The 17352-nt window shown below is 46.1% G+C and carries 17 protein-coding genes; 15 read left to right on the top strand and 2 right to left on the bottom strand.

Going from position 1 to position 17352, the window contains the following annotated elements; all coding sequences use genetic code 11:
• Window positions 1-11: 11 nt before the first annotated feature.
• Together gcvPA and gcvPB are read left to right on the top strand one after the other, a co-directional pair.
• Window positions 12-1379 carry an aminomethyl-transferring glycine dehydrogenase subunit GcvPA gene (gene gcvPA, locus ACSFXN_RS07920; protein WP_437149611.1) on the top strand — a complete coding sequence of 456 codons (1368 nt, stop codon included), beginning with the start codon at window positions 12-14 and terminating at the stop codon, window positions 1377-1379.
• Complete coding sequence (gene gcvPB / locus ACSFXN_RS07915; RefSeq protein ID WP_437149610.1) at window positions 1372-2835, top strand: aminomethyl-transferring glycine dehydrogenase subunit GcvPB; 1464 nt, start codon at window positions 1372-1374, stop codon at window positions 2833-2835. The genes gcvPA and gcvPB overlap by 8 nt, the downstream gene beginning before the upstream one ends.
• A 68-nt stretch (window positions 2836-2903) precedes the next feature.
• On the opposite strand, the gene ACSFXN_RS07910 is transcribed toward gcvPB, so the two are convergent.
• Window positions 2904-4175, bottom strand: a complete 1272-nt coding sequence (locus ACSFXN_RS07910; protein ID WP_437149609.1) for an AAA family ATPase — start codon at window positions 4173-4175, stop codon at window positions 2904-2906.
• A 79-nt stretch (window positions 4176-4254) separates the two neighbouring features.
• Entirely contained in the window at window positions 4255-4638 is a 384-nt protein-coding gene (locus ACSFXN_RS07905) for a rhodanese-like domain-containing protein (protein WP_300992707.1), read from the bottom strand.
• Between the two features lie 159 nt (window positions 4639-4797).
• Between ACSFXN_RS07905 and ACSFXN_RS07900 the strand changes: the two genes are divergently transcribed.
• The 13 genes from ACSFXN_RS07900 (at window position 4798) to ACSFXN_RS07840 (ending at window position 17346) form a co-directional block, all read left to right on the top strand.
• Complete coding sequence (locus tag ACSFXN_RS07900) at window positions 4798-5577, top strand: lipoate--protein ligase family protein (RefSeq protein ID WP_437149912.1); 780 nt, start codon at window positions 4798-4800, stop codon at window positions 5575-5577.
• A gap of 187 nt (window positions 5578-5764) precedes the next feature.
• Window positions 5765-8326 (top strand): vitamin B12-dependent ribonucleotide reductase, encoded by a 2562-nt coding sequence (locus tag ACSFXN_RS07895; protein ID WP_437149608.1) that lies wholly within the window; start codon window positions 5765-5767, stop codon window positions 8324-8326.
• 403 nt (window positions 8327-8729) lie between these two features.
• The gene (aroQ, locus tag ACSFXN_RS07890) at window positions 8730-9170 is read left to right on the top strand and encodes a type II 3-dehydroquinate dehydratase (protein ID WP_437149607.1); all 441 of its coding nucleotides are present in this window, start codon (window positions 8730-8732) and stop codon (window positions 9168-9170) included.
• Entirely contained in the window at window positions 9167-10234 is a 1068-nt protein-coding gene (locus ACSFXN_RS07885; protein ID WP_437149606.1) for a M24 family metallopeptidase, read from the top strand. The genes aroQ and ACSFXN_RS07885 overlap by 4 nt, the downstream gene beginning before the upstream one ends.
• 17 nt (window positions 10235-10251) lie before the next feature.
• On the top strand, window positions 10252-10812 hold the full coding sequence (efp, locus tag ACSFXN_RS07880; RefSeq protein ID WP_437149605.1) for an elongation factor P: 561 nt from the start codon (window positions 10252-10254) through the stop codon (window positions 10810-10812).
• A 246-nt stretch (window positions 10813-11058) separates the two neighbouring features.
• Entirely contained in the window at window positions 11059-11553 is a 495-nt protein-coding gene (gene accB / locus ACSFXN_RS07875; RefSeq protein ID WP_437149604.1) for an acetyl-CoA carboxylase biotin carboxyl carrier protein, read from the top strand.
• Window positions 11554-11566: 13 nt separating this feature from the next.
• Window positions 11567-12916 carry an acetyl-CoA carboxylase biotin carboxylase subunit gene (gene accC / locus ACSFXN_RS07870; protein WP_437149603.1) on the top strand — a complete coding sequence of 450 codons (1350 nt, stop codon included), beginning with the start codon at window positions 11567-11569 and terminating at the stop codon, window positions 12914-12916.
• Window positions 12917-12931: 15 nt separating this feature from the next.
• Window positions 12932-13330, top strand: coding sequence for an Asp23/Gls24 family envelope stress response protein (locus ACSFXN_RS07865; protein ID WP_300992721.1), 399 nt, complete (start codon window positions 12932-12934; stop codon window positions 13328-13330).
• Between the two features lie 199 nt (window positions 13331-13529).
• Window positions 13530-13919 (top strand): transcription antitermination factor NusB, encoded by a 390-nt coding sequence (gene nusB, locus ACSFXN_RS07860; protein ID WP_437149602.1) that lies wholly within the window; start codon window positions 13530-13532, stop codon window positions 13917-13919.
• A 15-nt stretch (window positions 13920-13934) separates the two neighbouring features.
• Window positions 13935-14810, top strand: a complete 876-nt coding sequence (gene folD, locus ACSFXN_RS07855) for a bifunctional methylenetetrahydrofolate dehydrogenase/methenyltetrahydrofolate cyclohydrolase FolD (RefSeq protein ID WP_437149601.1) — start codon at window positions 13935-13937, stop codon at window positions 14808-14810.
• A 70-nt stretch (window positions 14811-14880) separates the two neighbouring features.
• Window positions 14881-16233 (top strand): exodeoxyribonuclease VII large subunit, encoded by a 1353-nt coding sequence (gene xseA / locus ACSFXN_RS07850; RefSeq protein WP_437149911.1) that lies wholly within the window; start codon window positions 14881-14883, stop codon window positions 16231-16233.
• Between the two features lies 1 nt (window position 16234).
• On the top strand, window positions 16235-16471 hold the full coding sequence (gene xseB / locus ACSFXN_RS07845) for an exodeoxyribonuclease VII small subunit (protein ID WP_300992730.1): 237 nt from the start codon (window positions 16235-16237) through the stop codon (window positions 16469-16471).
• Window positions 16468-17346 (top strand): polyprenyl synthetase family protein, encoded by an 879-nt coding sequence (locus ACSFXN_RS07840; RefSeq protein WP_437149600.1) that lies wholly within the window; start codon window positions 16468-16470, stop codon window positions 17344-17346. The genes xseB and ACSFXN_RS07840 overlap by 4 nt, the downstream gene beginning before the upstream one ends.
• The last annotated feature ends 6 nt before the right edge of the window (window positions 17347-17352 follow it).

Raw genomic sequence — 17352 nt, 5'->3', positions numbered from 1 at the left:
GACCGCATTCTATGAAACATCGCTATTTACCCATGACGTCTCAAGACGAAAAAGACATGCTGGACGTAATCGGCATCGAATCGATTGATGAATTATTTGCAGACATTCCTGAGAAAGTCCGTTTTAAAGGCGAATACAATATCAAAGCGGCCAAATCCGAATCTTCATTGATAAAAGAATTGGCGCAATTAGCAGCGAAAAATGCTGATTCAAACCGTTATGCTTCGTTTTTGGGAGCAGGAGTTTACGATCATTACAAGCCGATTATTGTTGACCATGTAATTTCGCGTTCTGAGTTTTATACGGCTTATACACCTTATCAGCCGGAAATTTCCCAAGGTGAATTGCAGGCGATTTTTGAATTCCAGACGATGATCAGTGAATTGACTGGAATGGATCTTGCCAACTCTTCGATGTATGACGGCGGAACGGCATTGGCAGAAGCTGGAATGCTTGCTGCGGCTCATACTCGCCGCAAAAAAATCCTGGTGTCACGTGCGGTTCATCCGGAGTCACGCGATGTTGTCCGCAGCTATGCATTAGGGCAATCGATTGAAGTGGAAGAAATCCCATTGAAAGATGGCCATACAGATCTTGAAGCATTGAAAAACATGATCAATGATGATGTAGCGGCTGTTATGATCCAATATCCGAACTTCTTTGGGCAAGTTGAAGACTTGGCTTCTTTCGAATCGGTTATCCACGGAGCAGGTGCGCTGTTTGCGGTATCTGCCAATCCTTTGGCACTGGGTGCATTGACTTCTCCTGGTGAACTTGGGGCCGACATCACTGTAGGCGATGCGCAGCCATTCGGAATTGCAGAAGCTTTCGGTGGGCCTCATTGCGGGTATTTTGCTGTCACTAAAAAATTGATGAGAAAAGTTCCAGGCCGTTTGGTCGGGGAAACGGTTGATGAAGACGGACGCCGTGGCTTTGTGTTGACATTGCAAGCGCGTGAACAGCATATCCGCCGCGATAAAGCGACTTCTAATATTTGTTCGAACCAAGCGTTGAACGCATTAGCGGCATCTGTTGCCATGACAGCGCTCGGAAAAGTCGGCACAAAACATATTGCTGTACAGAACATCACTAAAACTTATTACATGAAACAGCAACTGAAAAAAGCAGGATTTGATATTGCATTTGAAGGTGCTCATTTCAACGAAATCGTCGTGAAAACAAAAGCTCCGGTCAAAGAAGTTAATGATGGTTTGCTGGAAAAAGGAATTATCGGCGGCTATGATCTTGGCCGCAGCTACGAAGAGTTAGAAGGACATATGCTTGTTGCTGTAACTGAGCAGCGCACAAAAGAAGAAATCGATGCATTCGTGCAGGAAGTTGCTGCATCAGTGCAGGAAATGGGGGCTACTCATGCATAAAGATAATCAACCGCTCATTTTTGAAATGACGAAAGAAGGCCGCATCGGCTATAGCCTGCCGGATCTTGATGTTCCGGAAATCGATTTGAATGATGTCTTGCCGCAAGGTTTGATCCGTGAAAAAGCAGCTGAGCTGCCTGAAGTATCGGAACTGGACATCATGCGTCATTACACGGCTTTATCAAAGCGCAACCACGGCGTCGATTCCGGATTTTATCCGCTTGGCTCTTGCACGATGAAATACAATCCGAAAATCAACGAATCAGTTGCCCGTTTCCCTGGGTTTGCGAATATCCACCCGCTGCAGGACGAATCCACCGTCCAAGGCGCAATGGAACTGCTATTCGATTTGCAGGAACATTTGAAAGAAATCACGGGCATGGATGAAGTGACACTTCAACCAGCTGCTGGTGCGCAAGGCGAGTGGACAGGCTTGATGATGATCCGTGCTTACCATGAGTCAAGAGGCGACTTAAACCGCACAAAAGTCATCGTTCCCGATTCTGCACACGGCACGAACCCTGCATCTGCTACAGTTGCCGGCTTTGAGACGGTGACAGTAAAATCGAACGAACACGGCTTAGTGGACCTTGAAGATTTAAAGCGCGTAGTTGGAGAAGATACAGCTGCATTGATGCTGACCAACCCGAATACGCTTGGCTTATTTGAAGAACAGATTCTTGAAATGGCTGCCATTATCCATGAAGTAGGCGGCAAATTGTATTATGATGGTGCCAACTTGAACGCAGTTATGTCAAAAGCACGCCCTGGAGACATGGGCTTTGACGTGGTGCATTTAAACTTGCACAAGACATTCACTGGCCCACACGGGGGCGGCGGCCCAGGTTCAGGCCCTGTAGGTGTGAAAAAGGATTTGATTCCTTACTTGCCGAAACCGGTTTTGGTGAAAACAGCAGAAGGTTTGACATTCGACTACAACCGCCCAGACTCTATCGGACGCGTGAAGCCGTTCTACGGCAACTTTGGCATCAACGTCCGCGCTTATACGTATATCCGCTCAATGGGGCCGGACGGCTTAAAAGCGGTAACAGAATACGCGGTATTAAACGCCAATTACATGATGCGCAGACTGGCACCTCATTTCGATTTGCCGTATGACCGCCATTGCAAACACGAATTCGTATTAAGCGGCCGCCGTCAGAAGAAACTGGGTGTGCGTACTTTGGATATGGCAAAACGCCTGCTTGACTTTGGCTACCATCCGCCAACGATCTACTTCCCGTTAAATGTGGAAGAAGGCATGATGATCGAACCGACAGAAACCGAATCAAAAGAAACGTTGGATTCATTTATCGACGCGATGATCCAAATCGCTAAAGAAGTGGAAGACAATCCGGAAATCGTCCAAAATGCACCGCATACGACGGTTATCAAACGGCTTGATGAAGCGCAGGCAGCCCGTAAGCCAGTGCTCCGCTACACGAAAGCTGAATAGAACAAAGAAAAGCCCGTTTGAAGGTGTGCAACCTTTCAAACGGGCTTTTTTCTAATTTCACAATAAAGTTAAAATCCGATGGGCGAATCGGATTCTTCCCAGTTGTTCTGCTCAGTCCGTTTATTTTGCTTCTGAAGCTCACGGATGCGTTTCTCGTATTCGGAATTACCTTCATAATGCCAGTTGAGTGCAGATGACATATAAAGCTCGTTAAGCTGCGAAATAGACAAGCCTTTGGTCAATTTCGCCATATCGTCAATTTCTTCTTCAGTAAAAATGGATTTGACGTCCAGTTTCCGCAAATATTGCTTGCGCAGTTTTTTATCCGGGGAAGGAATTTCGTAAGCCCGGTCAAAACGCCCTGCACGGTTGATCAATGCCGGATCGATCCGTTCAGGGTAATTCGTCGTTCCGATGATAAACAAGCCTTCGCGCGATTGTGTACCGTCGAGCGTATTGAGGAAAACAGAGCGCATGAACTCCGGCATCGAATCGATATCTTCGATGACCAGGATTGCCGGGGCCAGCCGGGAGACGATGCCGAACACTTCCTGGACCGTATAGCTATTTGTGTGTTCTGTAATCTGCCAGTAAACAACTGGAGCTTCAGTGGAGCCCGTGATGGACTTGACCAATGTTGTTTTGCCGTTGCCCGGTGAGCCGTAAAGCAGGATGCCCCGTTTAAAAGGAACGCCATAGTCTTTGAAAAACTGGCCGCCTTCTCTGAAAAACTCATCAATGGAACGGAATATGTCTTGCTTCACGCCTTCTTCGAGCATGACGTCTTGCCGGGAGACGATTGCCATCTCACCGTAATTGCGGCGTTTCACGCCTTCTTCAGCGTCCACCAGGAATGTGATATTGTTCATCAGCGTCTGGCGCAGCATTTCATTCGTATCTTCGAGAAATTGGAATGCACCTTCAATGGATTTTGCAAAGCATTGAAACTCAGGCCAGCTATTGTCGGAAGTGGTGTAAAAAGGCAATTGGGTCAGCGCCACTTCGTGCTTTGGAAAATAAATCAGCCGATTCTCAAATGTCTCTTGGATCTTTAAGTTTCCGCTATGCAGATCGTCCGATGTATTGCCGATTTTGCCCATCGGACGCGCTTCGTAAATGAACGACAGTGTTTCATATGCCAGCTGGCCATTTTCCATCATATCAAGCAAGTATGTATAAAGTTGGGTGATGGTTTCCGTTATGTCGATATGCATCCATGAACCCGGTGACCGCTCGTCAAGCTTAGTAAAAATGCGAGCCGAGACAGCAGCGACGTCGGCATAATGCGGCAAAGTTTCACGGATTGAATGATGGTGCGGAAATAAAATTGTCGGTTTCATGTAGTTCCCCTCGTTTCATTTAATGGAATTGGCATTAGGTAGAAAAAAAGTCTTTCCTGTTTGGAAAGACTTTTATAAATTATCCTTTTGATTTAATTTTGCCGGTCCATTGTTTGAACCCGCCTTGCAGCTGATACAGCTGGGTATAGCCTTTTTTCTTCAAAAACAATGCAACACGGCCGCTGCGTGCGCCGTTTTGGTCATATAAATAAACCGGCTTGTCGGAACGGATTTCTTTGTAGCGCTGGCGCAATTGAGATTGAGGTATATTGCGTGCCCCTAAAATGTGGCCGCCGGCAAATTCTTTTGGCTCACGGACATCGATAAGCTGAGCTTTGCGATAGCCTTCGATAAATTGTTCTTGTGTAAGATTTGTGACAGCTTTTTTAATCCGGAAATAAGAAATCAAACCGAATATGATGACGACTAGCAGTACGCCTATGATGATATACAGATAATCCAATGTTCTTCTTGCCCCTTTCTATTCTCTCTTTATTATAAAAGAAGGAGTGACGTTTGTTCAATGGCAATGTTACACTATTTAATGGATTTAGGGGGCGATCTTGTGAAAATTACGGAATGGTACTTTATAAATTCAGGGCGCAACAGCCCATCATTCAACATGGCAATGGATGAAGCGTTACTGGATTGGCATAGCGAAGGCCTTATCCCACCGGTAATCCGGTTCTATGGCTGGAATCCGGCCACTTTGTCGATCGGCTATTTTCAAAAAGTGGAAAAAGAAATCGATATGGAGAAAGTCGAAGAGCTCGGACTCGGATTTGTCCGGCGTCCAACCGGCGGCAGGGGAGTGCTGCATGAGCATGAACTGACATACAGCATCATCGTCAGCGAGGATTACCCGGATATGCCGGAGACGGTTACGCAAGCCTATCGTGTGCTGAGTGAAGGCTTATTGAAAGGATTTCATAATCTGGGCCTTGATGCATATTTTTCAGTGCCGGATACCGCGGAGAAGAGAGCGGATTTGAAACAGCCGAAAAGCGCTGTTTGTTTTGACTCTCCAAGCTGGTACGAAATGGTCGTTGAAGGGAAGAAAGTGGCCGGCAGTGCGCAAACGCGCCAAAAAGGCGTCATCCTTCAGCACGGCGCCATCCTTCTGGATTTGGATATCGAAAAACTGCTGTCCGTTTTCAAGTACCGGAAGCCTGAAATAAAAGAAATCATGCGCGAGAAAATTCCTGGGAAAGCGGTAGCGATCAATTCCTTGAGGGCACAGCCCGTCTCGGTTGAAGAATGCATCGAAGCTTTTAAGACAGGGTTTCAGGATGCTTTAGGCATCAGTTTGAAGCCATACATATTGAACGAAGAGCAGCTGGATTACATTAAAGCCGTTGAAGAAAAAAAGTACGGCAATGATGATTGGAATTTTCGGACTTAAGGAGCCTTTTGGCTCATTTTCAAAACCGGGTCCATTGAAAAGCTTGATTCTATCGGTTTTCCAATTGGAAAAAAATTCTGAGCAAAATTTTGTTATTTAAAAAAGTTTCAATATCTAGTATCATGGGAATTGTAGTAATACTATATATAGTGTTTAACTCCATATAACACAAAGGAGGAATTGTCAAATGGTTTCTGTCACACAAACTCAATACACGCTTGATCCAAATTCTTTAAACAAAGACATTCAGGCATTCCCGCAAGTTCATGCGATTACTCCTGATATGAAAATTACGCATAAAGGGGTATCCCGTCTCGTAATGATTGACCGGTATTCTTTTAAAGATACGGAAAAAAAGACGCTTAAAGCCGGCGATTTCGTCGTTTTAACCGTTAAAGAAGATCCGAAGTTCCCGGCTCGCGGCCTTGGATTTATCGTTTCAATCGATAAAGAGGCAAACACAGCGAAAATCTGGATTGAAGAAGATTATCGCAGTGCCATCGACAAGGAAAGCGAACAAGAAAGCGGAATCGTCACCCGTACTTTAGATGTTATTGAAAAACCGCTTGAAGTTTATTACGAACAAATCGCAAAACGCAATGCAACCGGTCTGGCATCGGTGGAAACGACGCCGGAGAAACGCCAGCACTGGTTCGAAAAATTCTACGAACAGCTTGTCGGTTTGAAATTCATTCCAGCAGGCCGTGTTTTGTACGGAGCGGGAGCAGATACAGATGTAACGTATTTCAACTGTTATGTCATGCCGTTTGTCGCGGATTCACGCGAAGGAATTTCGGATCACCGCAAACAAGTGATGGAAATCATGTCAAGAGGCGGAGGGGTCGGAACAAACGGTTCAACTCTCCGCCCGCGCAATACGCTGGCACGGGGAGTCAACGGCAAATCCTCGGGGTCGGTATCCTGGCTTGATGACATCGCAAAACTGACGCATCTGGTGGAACAAGGCGGATCACGCCGCGGCGCACAAATGATCATGCTTGCCGACTGGCATCCGGATATTGCGGAATTCATCATTTCCAAGATGCAGAACCCGCGCATCCTGCGTTATTTGATCGAAAACTCACAAGATGAAACGATCAAAAAACTGGCGCACAATAAATTGAAATTCAAACCGCTGACAGAACAGGAAGAAGCGATGTATCAAGGCATCCTGAACTACCGCGCAATTCCTGGAATGGGCGGCTTTAACGAAAAAATCATGCGCGACGCGGAAACAAAGCTGCGCGACGGCGGAACTTATTCTGTCCATAATGAAGAGTTCCTGACTGGCGCCAATATCTCGGTCACGTTGACGGACGATTTCATGCAAGCTGTGGAACAAGACGCTGATTTCGAATTGCGCTTCCCGGCCGTGGAATCCTACTCAAAAGAAGAGATGGCGATCTACAACGAACAATGGCATCAAATCGGCGATGTGCGCGAATGGGAAAAAATGGGCCATAAAGTGCGTACGTACCGGACAATGAAAGCCCGTGAATTGTGGAACTTGATCAATGTCTGCGCCACTTATTCCGCTGAACCCGGCATTTTCTTCATTGACAACGCCAATGAGAAAACCAATGCCACAGCGTATGGACAAAAAGTTGTTGCGACCAACCCTTGCGGTGAGCAGCCGCTTGCTCCTTATTCTGTCTGTAACTTGGCGGCAGTCAACTTGGCGAGATTTGCAGACCCGGTGACGAAACAAGTCGATTTCCAAGCCTTAAAAGAAACGGTGCGCGTCGGTGTCCGGATGCAGGATAACGTTATTGACGCGACTCCTTACTTCCTTGAAGAAAACCGCGTCCAAGCTCTTGGAGAACGGCGTGTCGGCCTCGGAGTCATGGGCCTTGCTGATCTTCTCATCTATTGCGACAAAGAATACGGTTCGCCGGAAGGCAATGAGCTGGTCGATGAAATCTTCAAAACGATCGCGATTGCCGCATACGAGCAATCAACGGATTTAGCAGTGGAACGCGGAAGCTTCCCGTTCCTTGTTGGAAATACCGATGAAGAAACAGCGGCTCTCCGTAAAGCCTTTACCGAAACCGGCTTTATGCAAGGCATGCCGGAAGAAGTGCGCGAAGGCATCCTGGAAAACGGCATCCGGAATTCTCACTTGCTGACAGTAGCGCCGACAGGATCTACTGGAACAATGGTTGGCGTTTCAACCGGCCTTGAGCCATATTATTCATTCACCTACTATCGCAGCGGCCGTCTTGGCAAATTTATCGAAGTTAAAGCCGACATCGTGCGCGAGTATCTGAAAAGCAACCCGGAGGCAGATGAAGAAAACCTGCCAAAAGCATTTGTGACTTCGATGGACTTAGCTCCGGAAGCTCATGCAGATGTGCAATGCATCATTCAGCGCTGGATTGACTCTTCAATTTCCAAAACGGTCAACGCGCCGCGCGGCTATACGGTCGAACAAGTAGAAGGCGTGTACGAGCGCTTGTACAAAGGCGGAGCAAAAGGCGGCACGGTTTATGTCGACGGCAGCCGTGATTCGCAAGTGCTGACGCTGAAAGCGGAAGAAAACACTTTCGAAGAAGAAGACCACAAAGAAGAAGTTAAAGGAAAACGCCCAATCGTCCTTATTGATACGATCCAGGATTTGCGTTCAACCAATGTAACAATCGGATCAGAAGTGGGCGACACTTGCCCGGTCTGCCGAAAAGGGACCGTTGAAGAAATGGGCGGCTGCAATACATGCACCAATTGCAACGCTCAATTAAAATGCGGACTATAAGAAGAACCAGAAACGCGACGGCTCCGGCCGCCGCGTTTTTTTTTGCCGTTCCATAATTTCATGAAGAAAGAAGGCAATAAATGTAGAAAACTACAGAAGGAAAAATACGGAGAGAGCACTAAAACAAGCCTTTACCAATTCGGAACCCGTTTTGCCAATCAAAAAAATGGTGAGACAGCAAAAAGATAATACATGTAAAATACTACATAAGGGTAATTTGAAAAAATCAAAACCCAAAATAAGAAATGAAAAAGACAGAGAAAAACCGGATCAATTAAAAAGAAAAGGGATTAACAGATAAAACAGCAAATCAATTGAAGAATTTCCAGTTTTTCTTTTAATGGTTGCCCGATTTTTGCCGTATGATAAAATAGTGAAGACTGTGATGGAGAGGAGTGGGGCAATGAAGATATTGTGCTTGAATGGACCAAACTTAAATCGCCTCGGAAAGCGTGAAAAAGAAGCATACGGTACTTTTACACTGGATGAATTGGAAGCGGACTTGATGGAATTTTCCCAGGGCAACGGCATCAATTTGATGTGCATGCAGTCTAACCATGAAGGTGAATTGATCGACTGGATTCATCTTGCTGCTGATGACGGCACAGAAGGCATTGTTTTAAATGCCGGAGCATTTACTCATACAAGCGTAGCTATCAGGGATGCCATCGCTTCGATTCAGATTCCTGTTATTGAAGTACATATCTCGAATGTTTATAAGCGAGAAGAATTCCGCCATCACTCCCATATCGCTCCGGTAGCAGCCGGACAAATAACGGGTTTTGGCCAAGACGTCTATAAATTGGCATTGCATGCACTGCTATTCAAACAAGCGAGAGGATGACCCCATTGAAACTTCAAAAATTGCGCACCGAAATGGAACAGCAGCAACTCGAGGCTTTGCTGATTACAAGCCAGTATAATCTGCGCTACTTAACCGAATTTACTGGCACTGCCGGGTTGGCGCTTGTGACGCAGAACAAAGCTTACTTCATTACCGATTTCCGCTATACCGAGCAAGCGGGAAGCCAAGTGAAGGAATTCGAAGTCGTCCAGGCAAAAACGAATTTGCTGGAAGAAGCTGCAGAAATTGCAAAGAATCTTGCGGTGAAATCACTGGCTTTTGAAAAAGACTACGTAACTTATGCATCATTCCTCGAATACCAAGCGAAAATCGAAGCTGACTTAAAACCGATCAGCGGCTTGATTGAAAAAATCCGGATGATTAAGACTCCGGAAGAAGTCAGCATCTTAAAAGCAGCAGCTAAAATTGCCGATGATGCCTATGAACATATTTGCAAATTCATCAAGGCAGGCCAGACAGAACTGGAGATTTCCAATGAGCTGGAATTCTTCATGAGAAAACAAGGAGCGACTTCTTCTTCGTTTGATACGATTGTCGCATCGGGCTTGCGTTCAGCTTTGCCGCACGGTGTGGCGACGGACAAAAAAATCGGAAATGGGGATTTCATCACGCTCGATTACGGGGCTTTGTACAACGGCTATATTTCAGATATCACCCGTACTGTAGCAGTGGGTGAACCTTCCAGCAAGCTGAAGGAAATTTACCAGATTGTTTTGGATGCCCAAGTGATGGCCGTTGAAAAAATCGGGCCGGGCATGACCGGCATTGAAGCGGATGCCATTGCCCGCGATTACATTAAGTCGAAAGGCTACGGGGAAGCATTTGGACATTCTACAGGCCACGGCATCGGACTTGAAGTGCATGAAGCTCCTGGGTTATCATTTAAATCGCCGACCGTTCTTGAGGCGGGGATGGCCGTTACAGTGGAGCCAGGGATATATCTTCCGGGAATTGGCGGAGTACGCATTGAAGATGATATACTGATAACTGAGTCAGGAAATGAACGTTTAACTCACTCCACAAAAGAGCTTCGCATTTTATAACAAACGGAGGAACTAATATGATTTCAGTAAACGATTTTAAAACAGGTGTAACAATTGAAGTGGATGGCGATATTTGGCGCGTCATGGAATTCCAGCACGTAAAGCCGGGCAAAGGCGCTGCATTCGTCCGTACGAAACTTCGCAATCTGCGTTCAGGAAACGTCAACGAAAAAACGTTCCGCGCTGGCGAGAAAGTGGCGAAAGCACAAATTGACAACCGCAAAATGCAGTATTTGTATGCAAACGGCGATACACATGCGTTTATGGATACAGAAACTTATGACCAAATCGAACTCTCGGAGAAAAGCATTGAATACGAATTGAAATTCCTTCAAGAAAACATGGAAGTTCAAGTGATTCAATACCAGGGAGAAGTATTGGGAGTAGAATTGCCGAATACTGTAGTGCTTGAGGTTACTGCAACTGACCCGGGCATCAAAGGCGATACTGCCAGCGGCGGTTCAAAACCGGCTACGCTATCAACTGGCTTGACTGTGCAGGTTCCATTTTTCATCAATGAAGGCGATAAGCTGATCATCAACACGACAGATTCTTCATACGTTTCACGGGCACAATAAAAAGAACGGCCGCTCAAGCAGAGGGTTTCATCCCGGCTGCCAGGAAGTTCCAGAAATTGGATTCGAACGGTTAGTTGACCACTCGCTTGTCAGGCTGAAGCATCAAAACAGCCAAAGCGTGCTAAAGAAAGCGGCCTCTTTCACAGAGGCCTATTTTTTTAAATGTCAACTGGCTATTTCAAATTGATTTGAAAAAGTCTAAAATGAAGTAATGACTACGATATACATAAAGGGGAGTAGAGCGAATTGAAAATCCAAGAAATCCGAGAAATTATTAAACTGGTGGATAACTCATCGATTGACGAATTTAGCTATGAAGCTGATGGTGTTAAAGTGAAATTGAAGAAAAACAGTGTATCAACAAACACAGCAGTTGAAGCTCCAGCACAACCGGCACCGGCCGCACAGCCAGTACCCGCTCCAGCGCCAGCACCGGCCGCAAAAGCGGAAGAACTGATTTCAGAAGAAACTCCTGAAATTCCTGCTGTCCAAGACGAAAATCTACATAAGATCCTGTCACCGATGGTTGGCACATTCTACCAATCGCCATCTCCCGATGAAGCGGCATACGTTCAGCCAGGATCAAAAGTTTCTGCCGATCAAGTGGTCTGCATCGTCGAAGCGATGAAGTTGTTCAATGAAATCGAAGCGGAAGTGGATGGGGAAATTGCTGAGATTCTCGTTAAAGATGGCCAGCTTGTCGAATATGGTCAGCCTCTATTCCTCGTAAAAACTAACTGAGGAGGGGAAACCGATGAAAAAAGTATTAATTGCAAACCGTGGTGAAATAGCAGTCCGTATTATCCGCGCCTGCAAAGAAATGGATATCGAAACCGTGGCTGTTTATTCCGAAGCGGATAAAGAAGCGCTTCATGTTGAATTGGCTGACGAAGCCTATTGCATCGGGCCGAAACTTTCTAAAGACAGCTATTTGAATTTCTCCAATATCATTTCAGTGGCCAAACTGACGAACTGTGATGGCATCCATCCGGGATATGGTTTCTTAGCTGAAAATGCAAGTTTTGCGGAACTCTGCGAAGCTTGCGATATCATGTTTATCGGTCCGACTTCGGATGCGATTTCCAAGATGGGCACTAAGGATGTAGCCCGTGAAACCATGCGCCAAGCAGGTGTCCCTGTGGTTCCAGGATCCACTGGAATTGTCGGAAGCGAAAAAGAAGGCCTTGAAATCGCGGAAGATATCGGTTTTCCAGTTATCATCAAAGCAACAGCCGGCGGCGGCGGAAAAGGCATCCGCGTTGCCCGCGACCGTGATGATCTCATTACCGGCCTGCGGATGACCCAGAAAGAAGCTGCGGCAGCTTTTGGCAATCCCGGTGTTTATATTGAGAAATTCATTGAAGATTTCCGCCACATTGAAATTCAGGTTCTGGCTGATTCGCACGGCAATGCCATCCATTTGGGCGAACGTGATTGCACCATTCAACGCCGGATGCAGAAATTAGTGGAAGAAGCGCCATCTCCAGCCCTTTCGCCAGAACTTCGTGCAGAAATGGGAGAGGCAGCTGTAAAAGCGGCTTTGGCAGTGGCGTATCGCGGCGCTGGGACAGTCGAATTCATTTTTGATGCTGTAAACCAGAAATTTTACTTTATGGAAATGAATACACGGATCCAAGTTGAACATCCTGTAACGGAAATGATTACAGGAATCGATTTGATTCAACAGCAATTGAAGGTCGCTTCAGGTGAAATTCTGGCCCATAAGCAAGAAGACGTTACGTTTAAAGGCTGGTCGATTGAATGCCGCATCAATGCGGAAAACCCTGCCAAAAATTTCATGCCTTCTGCCGGTAAAGTGACGATGTATTTGCCGCCGGGCGGAATGGGAGTACGTGTCGATTCGGCAATGTATCCAGGGTACAGCATTCCTCCATACTATGATTCCATGGTAGCGAAATTGATCACTTTTGCGGATACGCGTGAACAAGCGATAGCTAAGATGAAACGTGCCTTAGATGAGTTTGTTGTGGAAGGTGTCCATACAACCATTCCGTTCCATTTGAAATTGATGGATCATGAAGTATTTAAAGCAGGGGATTTTAATACGAAATTCCTTGAAAAGTACGATGTTTTAGAATCCTAAGGGGGTAATGGCACCATGGCAGAAAAAACAGCACCCTATGTACAAATGAAACCAAGCGGCAAGCAGAATTTAGGCAATATTGAAGTGGCACCTGAAGTTCTGGAGATTATTGCAAGCATCGCTGCAACCGATATTGAAGGAGTTGCCAGCATGCGGGGGAATTTTGCTTCCGGCGTTGCAGAACGCCTTGGAAAAACGGTTCATGGCAAAGGCGTCAAAACCGATCTTTCAGAAGAAGGATTGATGATTGACGTTTATTGTGTGATGGATTATGGCGTCTCTATTCCGCAAACAGCCTTGAAAGTCCAAGAACAGGTACGGCAAACACTGGAAAATATGACTTCTCTTCAAACACAGGAAGTAAATGTCCATATTACAGGGATTCATTTTGAAACTCAGCATTCAGAAGAGTAAGAATAGAGAAGCCGCCTGTTAAGCCTTTTCGGCTTAACAGGCGGCTTTTTCTTTTCGGCTTAAAATAGCTCGAGCAAATCCGAAAAGAGTAAGAACCACTTCGGTTGCATAAATTATCTAAACATTTCAAACATGGAAGTTCGCGTGTATTACCTGTATAATGAGTGATAATTAGTACGAAAAGGAGACCGGATATTATATGAAACGACATGAAGCACGCGAAAAGGCGCTCCAGACCTTATTTCAGGTTGATGGAACGGAGCTGACCATTACAGAAGCCAGTGAACATGTAATGGGGCTAGAGCGGGATAATTTCTATGAATTGCTGGTAGAAGGAACTCATGCCAATTTGGCGGCAATTGATGAAAAGTTGAAAGGGCATCTGGAAAACTGGTCACTTGAACGTTTGCCGAAAGTGGAACGGACGATTCTGCGTATGGCTGTATTTGAACTGGCCTTTATCGAAGACGCACCCGCCAGCGTTATTATGAACGAAGCGATTGAACTCAGCAAAACTTTTGGAGATGACAAGTCAAGCCGATTTGTGAACGGCGTATTGTCTAAATTCACCGACGAACTAGCAAACTAAATTGGAGGAATTTTAATGACTGCGAAAACTATTGATGGAAAAGCAGTAAGCCTTAATATTAAAGAGCAAGTAAAGATGCGAGTGGAAAAACTGAAAGAACATGGAATCGTTCCGGGGTTGGCCGTTGTGTTGGTCGGTGAAGATTCGGCTTCCCATACATATGTCAAAAACAAGAAAAAAACATGTGAATCTCTGGGAATGCGTTCGGATTTGCATCAATTTCCGGATACGCTGGAGGAAGCAGAACTGCTTTCCGTCATTGATGATTTGAACAAAGACCCGAATATCCACGGCATTTTGGTGCAGCTGCCTTTGCCAAAACAAATCGACGAGTTTAAAGTGATCCAAGCAATCGATCCGACGAAAGACGTGGATGGCTTCCATCCGGTTTCCGTCGGCAATATGGTGATCGGCAAAGAAGCCTTTTTGCCTTGTACGCCTCATGGCATCATGAAATTGCTTGAGTATTATGGCATCAACCCAGCTGGCAAACATACAGTGGTCATCGGACGCAGCAATATTGTGGGCAAACCGATTGGCCAATTGATGCTGCAGCAAGATGCAACCGTCACGTATTGCCATTCCAAAACAGCCGACTTGGCCTCTTTTACAAGACAAGCGGATATTTTGGTTTCAGCAATCGGCAAAGCCAAATTAATTGACCACAGCTTTGTTAAGCCGGGAGCTGTAGTGATAGATGTCGGCATGAACCGTGACGAAAACGGCAAATTATGCGGTGATGTGGATTTTGCGGATGTCCAGGAAACGGCTTCTTTCCTGACACCGGTGCCCGGAGGCGTTGGGCCCATGACGATTGCCATGCTGATGGAGAATACCGTCCAGTCGGCTGAAAATGGGTTGTTGAAAGACAAAAACATAGAAACCATGTAAAATAAGTAGAAAAGAGGCTGTTTTTCGAAAGAAAGACAGCTTTTTAATTTTCAAGATTGGGGTTGAAATGTTGGCTACCGACCCGTATTTATCCGTTAAAGCGTTAACCAAATACATAAAAAAGAAATTCGATGCTGATCCACATTTGCGGGATGTCTACGTCAAAGGGGAATTGTCGAATGTCAAGATCCATACGAGCGGCCATATTTATTTCACATTGAAAGACAACTCGGCCCGGTTGCCGGCTGTGATGTTCTCGGCTAATGCGCGGACTGTGAAATTCAAACCGGAAAGCGGAATGACCGTGCTGATCCGCGGTGACGTCACCGTTTACGAAGCATCCGGCCAATACCAGCTTTATGCCCAGTCGATGCAGGCTGACGGCATCGGCGACTATTACCTGGCTTTTGAACAGCTGAAAGAAAAGCTGGCGGCAGAAGGCCTGTTTAATGCTGTCCATAAAAAGCCTTTTCCTCGTTTTCCGCGTAAAATCGCCGTGGTGACAGCGCCAACGGGAGCGGCTGTACGCGATATTTGCATTACACTCCATCGCCGTTATCCTCTGGCGAAAATCGTTATTTACCCGACGCTTGTGCAAGGGGCGCAGGCGGTCCAATCGATTGTTCAGTCAATCCAAGCCGCCAACAAGTCTGATTATGATGTCATGATTGTCGGACGCGGAGGCGGCTCGATCGAAGATTTATGGGCTTTCAACGAAGAAGCGGTCGCACGGGCGATTTTCCAGTCGCGTATTCCGGTCATTTCTGCCGTTGGCCATGAAACCGATACGACCATCGCTGATTTTGTAGCGGATTTGCGGGCAGCAACACCGACGGCGGCAGCGGAACTCGCTGTACCGAGCAAGGCGGAATTGCTGGAACGTTTGCTGAGTTACCGGACAGCCATGTACCGCATGGCTTCAAATACGATTATTAAAGACAAGACAGCTTTAAACCGAGTAACGTCTTCTATGCCGTTTGCTTATCCTGAGCGGCTTTACCGGCCATTTATCGAACGGGTCGAACGGGCCACGGATTCTTTGCAGCGCGAAGTGATACAGAATTACAGACGCTCCAGAGAACGGCATGCCAATATGGAAAAGCAACTGGCCAGCCGGAGTCCGATTAATTCAATCAAACAATCTTCAGTTGAACTTGAGCATCTGCAAAAGCGCCTCGATGACCTGATTAGCCAGTCCTTGAAAAACCGGTCCCAGCAATTATCATCAGCGATGCGGACACTCGATGCCTTAAGCCCGTTGAAAATCATGGACCGCGGCTATACAATTGCATATAAAGACAGCCAAGTTGTAAAAAGTGTGGCACAAATTGAAGAAGGCGAAAAGCTGACGATTGCGATGAAAGATGGGCGTTTGTCAGCAACCGTAACGGAACGCATTTTAACAAACAAAGGAGACAATTGAAATGGCTGAAAAAGAGATCATGTTCAATCAAGCGATGGAACAACTGGAAGAGATCGTGCGTCAATTAGAGCAAGGTGATGTGCCGCTCGAAGAAGCGCTGACTTTATATCAAAAAGGAATGGAACTTTCGAAAGTCTGCCATGACAAACTGCAAAATGCGGAAAAACAATTGGTGACGATGATGAAAGATGGAAAAGAAGTGTCAGTGGACATAGAAACGGATGGTACAGCGAAATGAACTTAACCCAATTCCAAGCACATTATGAACCATTAATCCAAAAAGAGTTATCCGATTTGATCCAGTCCCTGGCTATTCCGGTTTCATTAAAAGAATCGATGGATTATTCCCTTCAAGCAGGCGGAAAAAGAATCCGTCCTATTTTAATGCTGGCCGTTCTTCATGAACTGGACGGCGACCATCCGGAAGCATTAAAAGTGGCTGCAGCGATTGAAATGATCCATACGTATTCACTGATCCATGATGATTTGCCGAGCATGGACAATGACGATTTGCGGCGCGGTATGCCAACGAACCATAAAGTTTTCGGCGAAGCAGTGGCCATTCTGGCAGGAGATGCGCTATTGACTTATAGCTTCGGCATCGTGGCAAGGCTGCAGCATGTATCAAGCGATGACAAAGTCCGCCTTATTGACTTGATGAGTGTGGCGTCTGGCGCAGAAGGCATGGTCGGCGGTCAAGTGCTGGACATTGAAGGTGAAGAGAAGAGATTATCACTGGAAGAACTGGAACAAGTCCACCGTTTGAAAACGGGCGCCTTATTGACTTACAGCATTCTGGCGGGAGCAATTTTAGGGAAAGCGACGCCTAAAGAAATGCTGGCACTCAGCAAATTCGGGGAACATCTTGGCCTCGCGTTCCAGATTCAAGACGATATTCTCGATGTCACAGGAACATCCGAGGAGCTGGGGAAAACAGCAGGAAAAGACGAAACAAGCGAGAAAAGCACGTATCCCAGCTTGTTGACGTTGCCAAAAGCAAAAGAAAAATTGGATTATCATGCGGCAGAAGCACTCGATGCCATCAAACTGCTCGAAGGCGAAAAACCGCTTTTGAAAGAATTGACGGCGTTGATCGTGAAAAGAAAAAGCTGAATTTCG

It is taken from the genome of Planococcus sp. 1R117A (genome assembly GCF_051417975.1).
Classification (GTDB): Bacteria; Bacillota; Bacilli; order Bacillales_A; family Planococcaceae; genus Planococcus; species Planococcus shenhongbingii.
The sequence above is the reverse complement of the archived record's forward strand: the minus strand, read 5'-3'. Positions and strand labels throughout refer to the sequence as shown.

Excerpts from the sequence above, each read along its gene's own strand:
- accC (WP_437149603.1), top strand. The coding sequence starts at position 11,567 with ATGAAAAAAGTATTAATTGCAAACCGTGGTGAAATAGCAGTCCGTATT.
- ACSFXN_RS07885 (WP_437149606.1), top strand. The coding sequence starts at position 9,167 with ATGACCCCATTGAAACTTCAAAAATTGCGCACCGAAATGGAACAGCAG.
- gcvPB (WP_437149610.1), top strand. The coding sequence starts at position 1,372 with ATGCATAAAGATAATCAACCGCTCATTTTTGAAATGACGAAAGAAGGC.
- ACSFXN_RS07865 (WP_300992721.1), top strand. The coding sequence starts at position 12,932 with ATGGCAGAAAAAACAGCACCCTATGTACAAATGAAACCAAGCGGCAAG.
- aroQ (WP_437149607.1), top strand. The coding sequence starts at position 8,730 with ATGAAGATATTGTGCTTGAATGGACCAAACTTAAATCGCCTCGGAAAG.
- gcvPA (WP_437149611.1), top strand. The coding sequence starts at position 12 with ATGAAACATCGCTATTTACCCATGACGTCTCAAGACGAAAAAGACATG.
- nusB (WP_437149602.1), top strand. The coding sequence starts at position 13,530 with ATGAAACGACATGAAGCACGCGAAAAGGCGCTCCAGACCTTATTTCAG.
- ACSFXN_RS07900 (WP_437149912.1), top strand. The coding sequence starts at position 4,798 with ATGGCAATGGATGAAGCGTTACTGGATTGGCATAGCGAAGGCCTTATC.
- folD (WP_437149601.1), top strand. The coding sequence starts at position 13,935 with ATGACTGCGAAAACTATTGATGGAAAAGCAGTAAGCCTTAATATTAAA.
- efp (WP_437149605.1), top strand. The coding sequence starts at position 10,252 with ATGATTTCAGTAAACGATTTTAAAACAGGTGTAACAATTGAAGTGGAT.
- ACSFXN_RS07840 (WP_437149600.1), top strand. The coding sequence starts at position 16,468 with ATGAACTTAACCCAATTCCAAGCACATTATGAACCATTAATCCAAAAA.
- ACSFXN_RS07895 (WP_437149608.1), top strand. The coding sequence starts at position 5,765 with ATGGTTTCTGTCACACAAACTCAATACACGCTTGATCCAAATTCTTTA.
- ACSFXN_RS07910 (WP_437149609.1), bottom strand. The coding sequence starts at position 4,175 with ATGAAACCGACAATTTTATTTCCGCACCATCATTCAATCCGTGAAACT.
- xseB (WP_300992730.1), top strand. The coding sequence starts at position 16,235 with ATGGCTGAAAAAGAGATCATGTTCAATCAAGCGATGGAACAACTGGAA.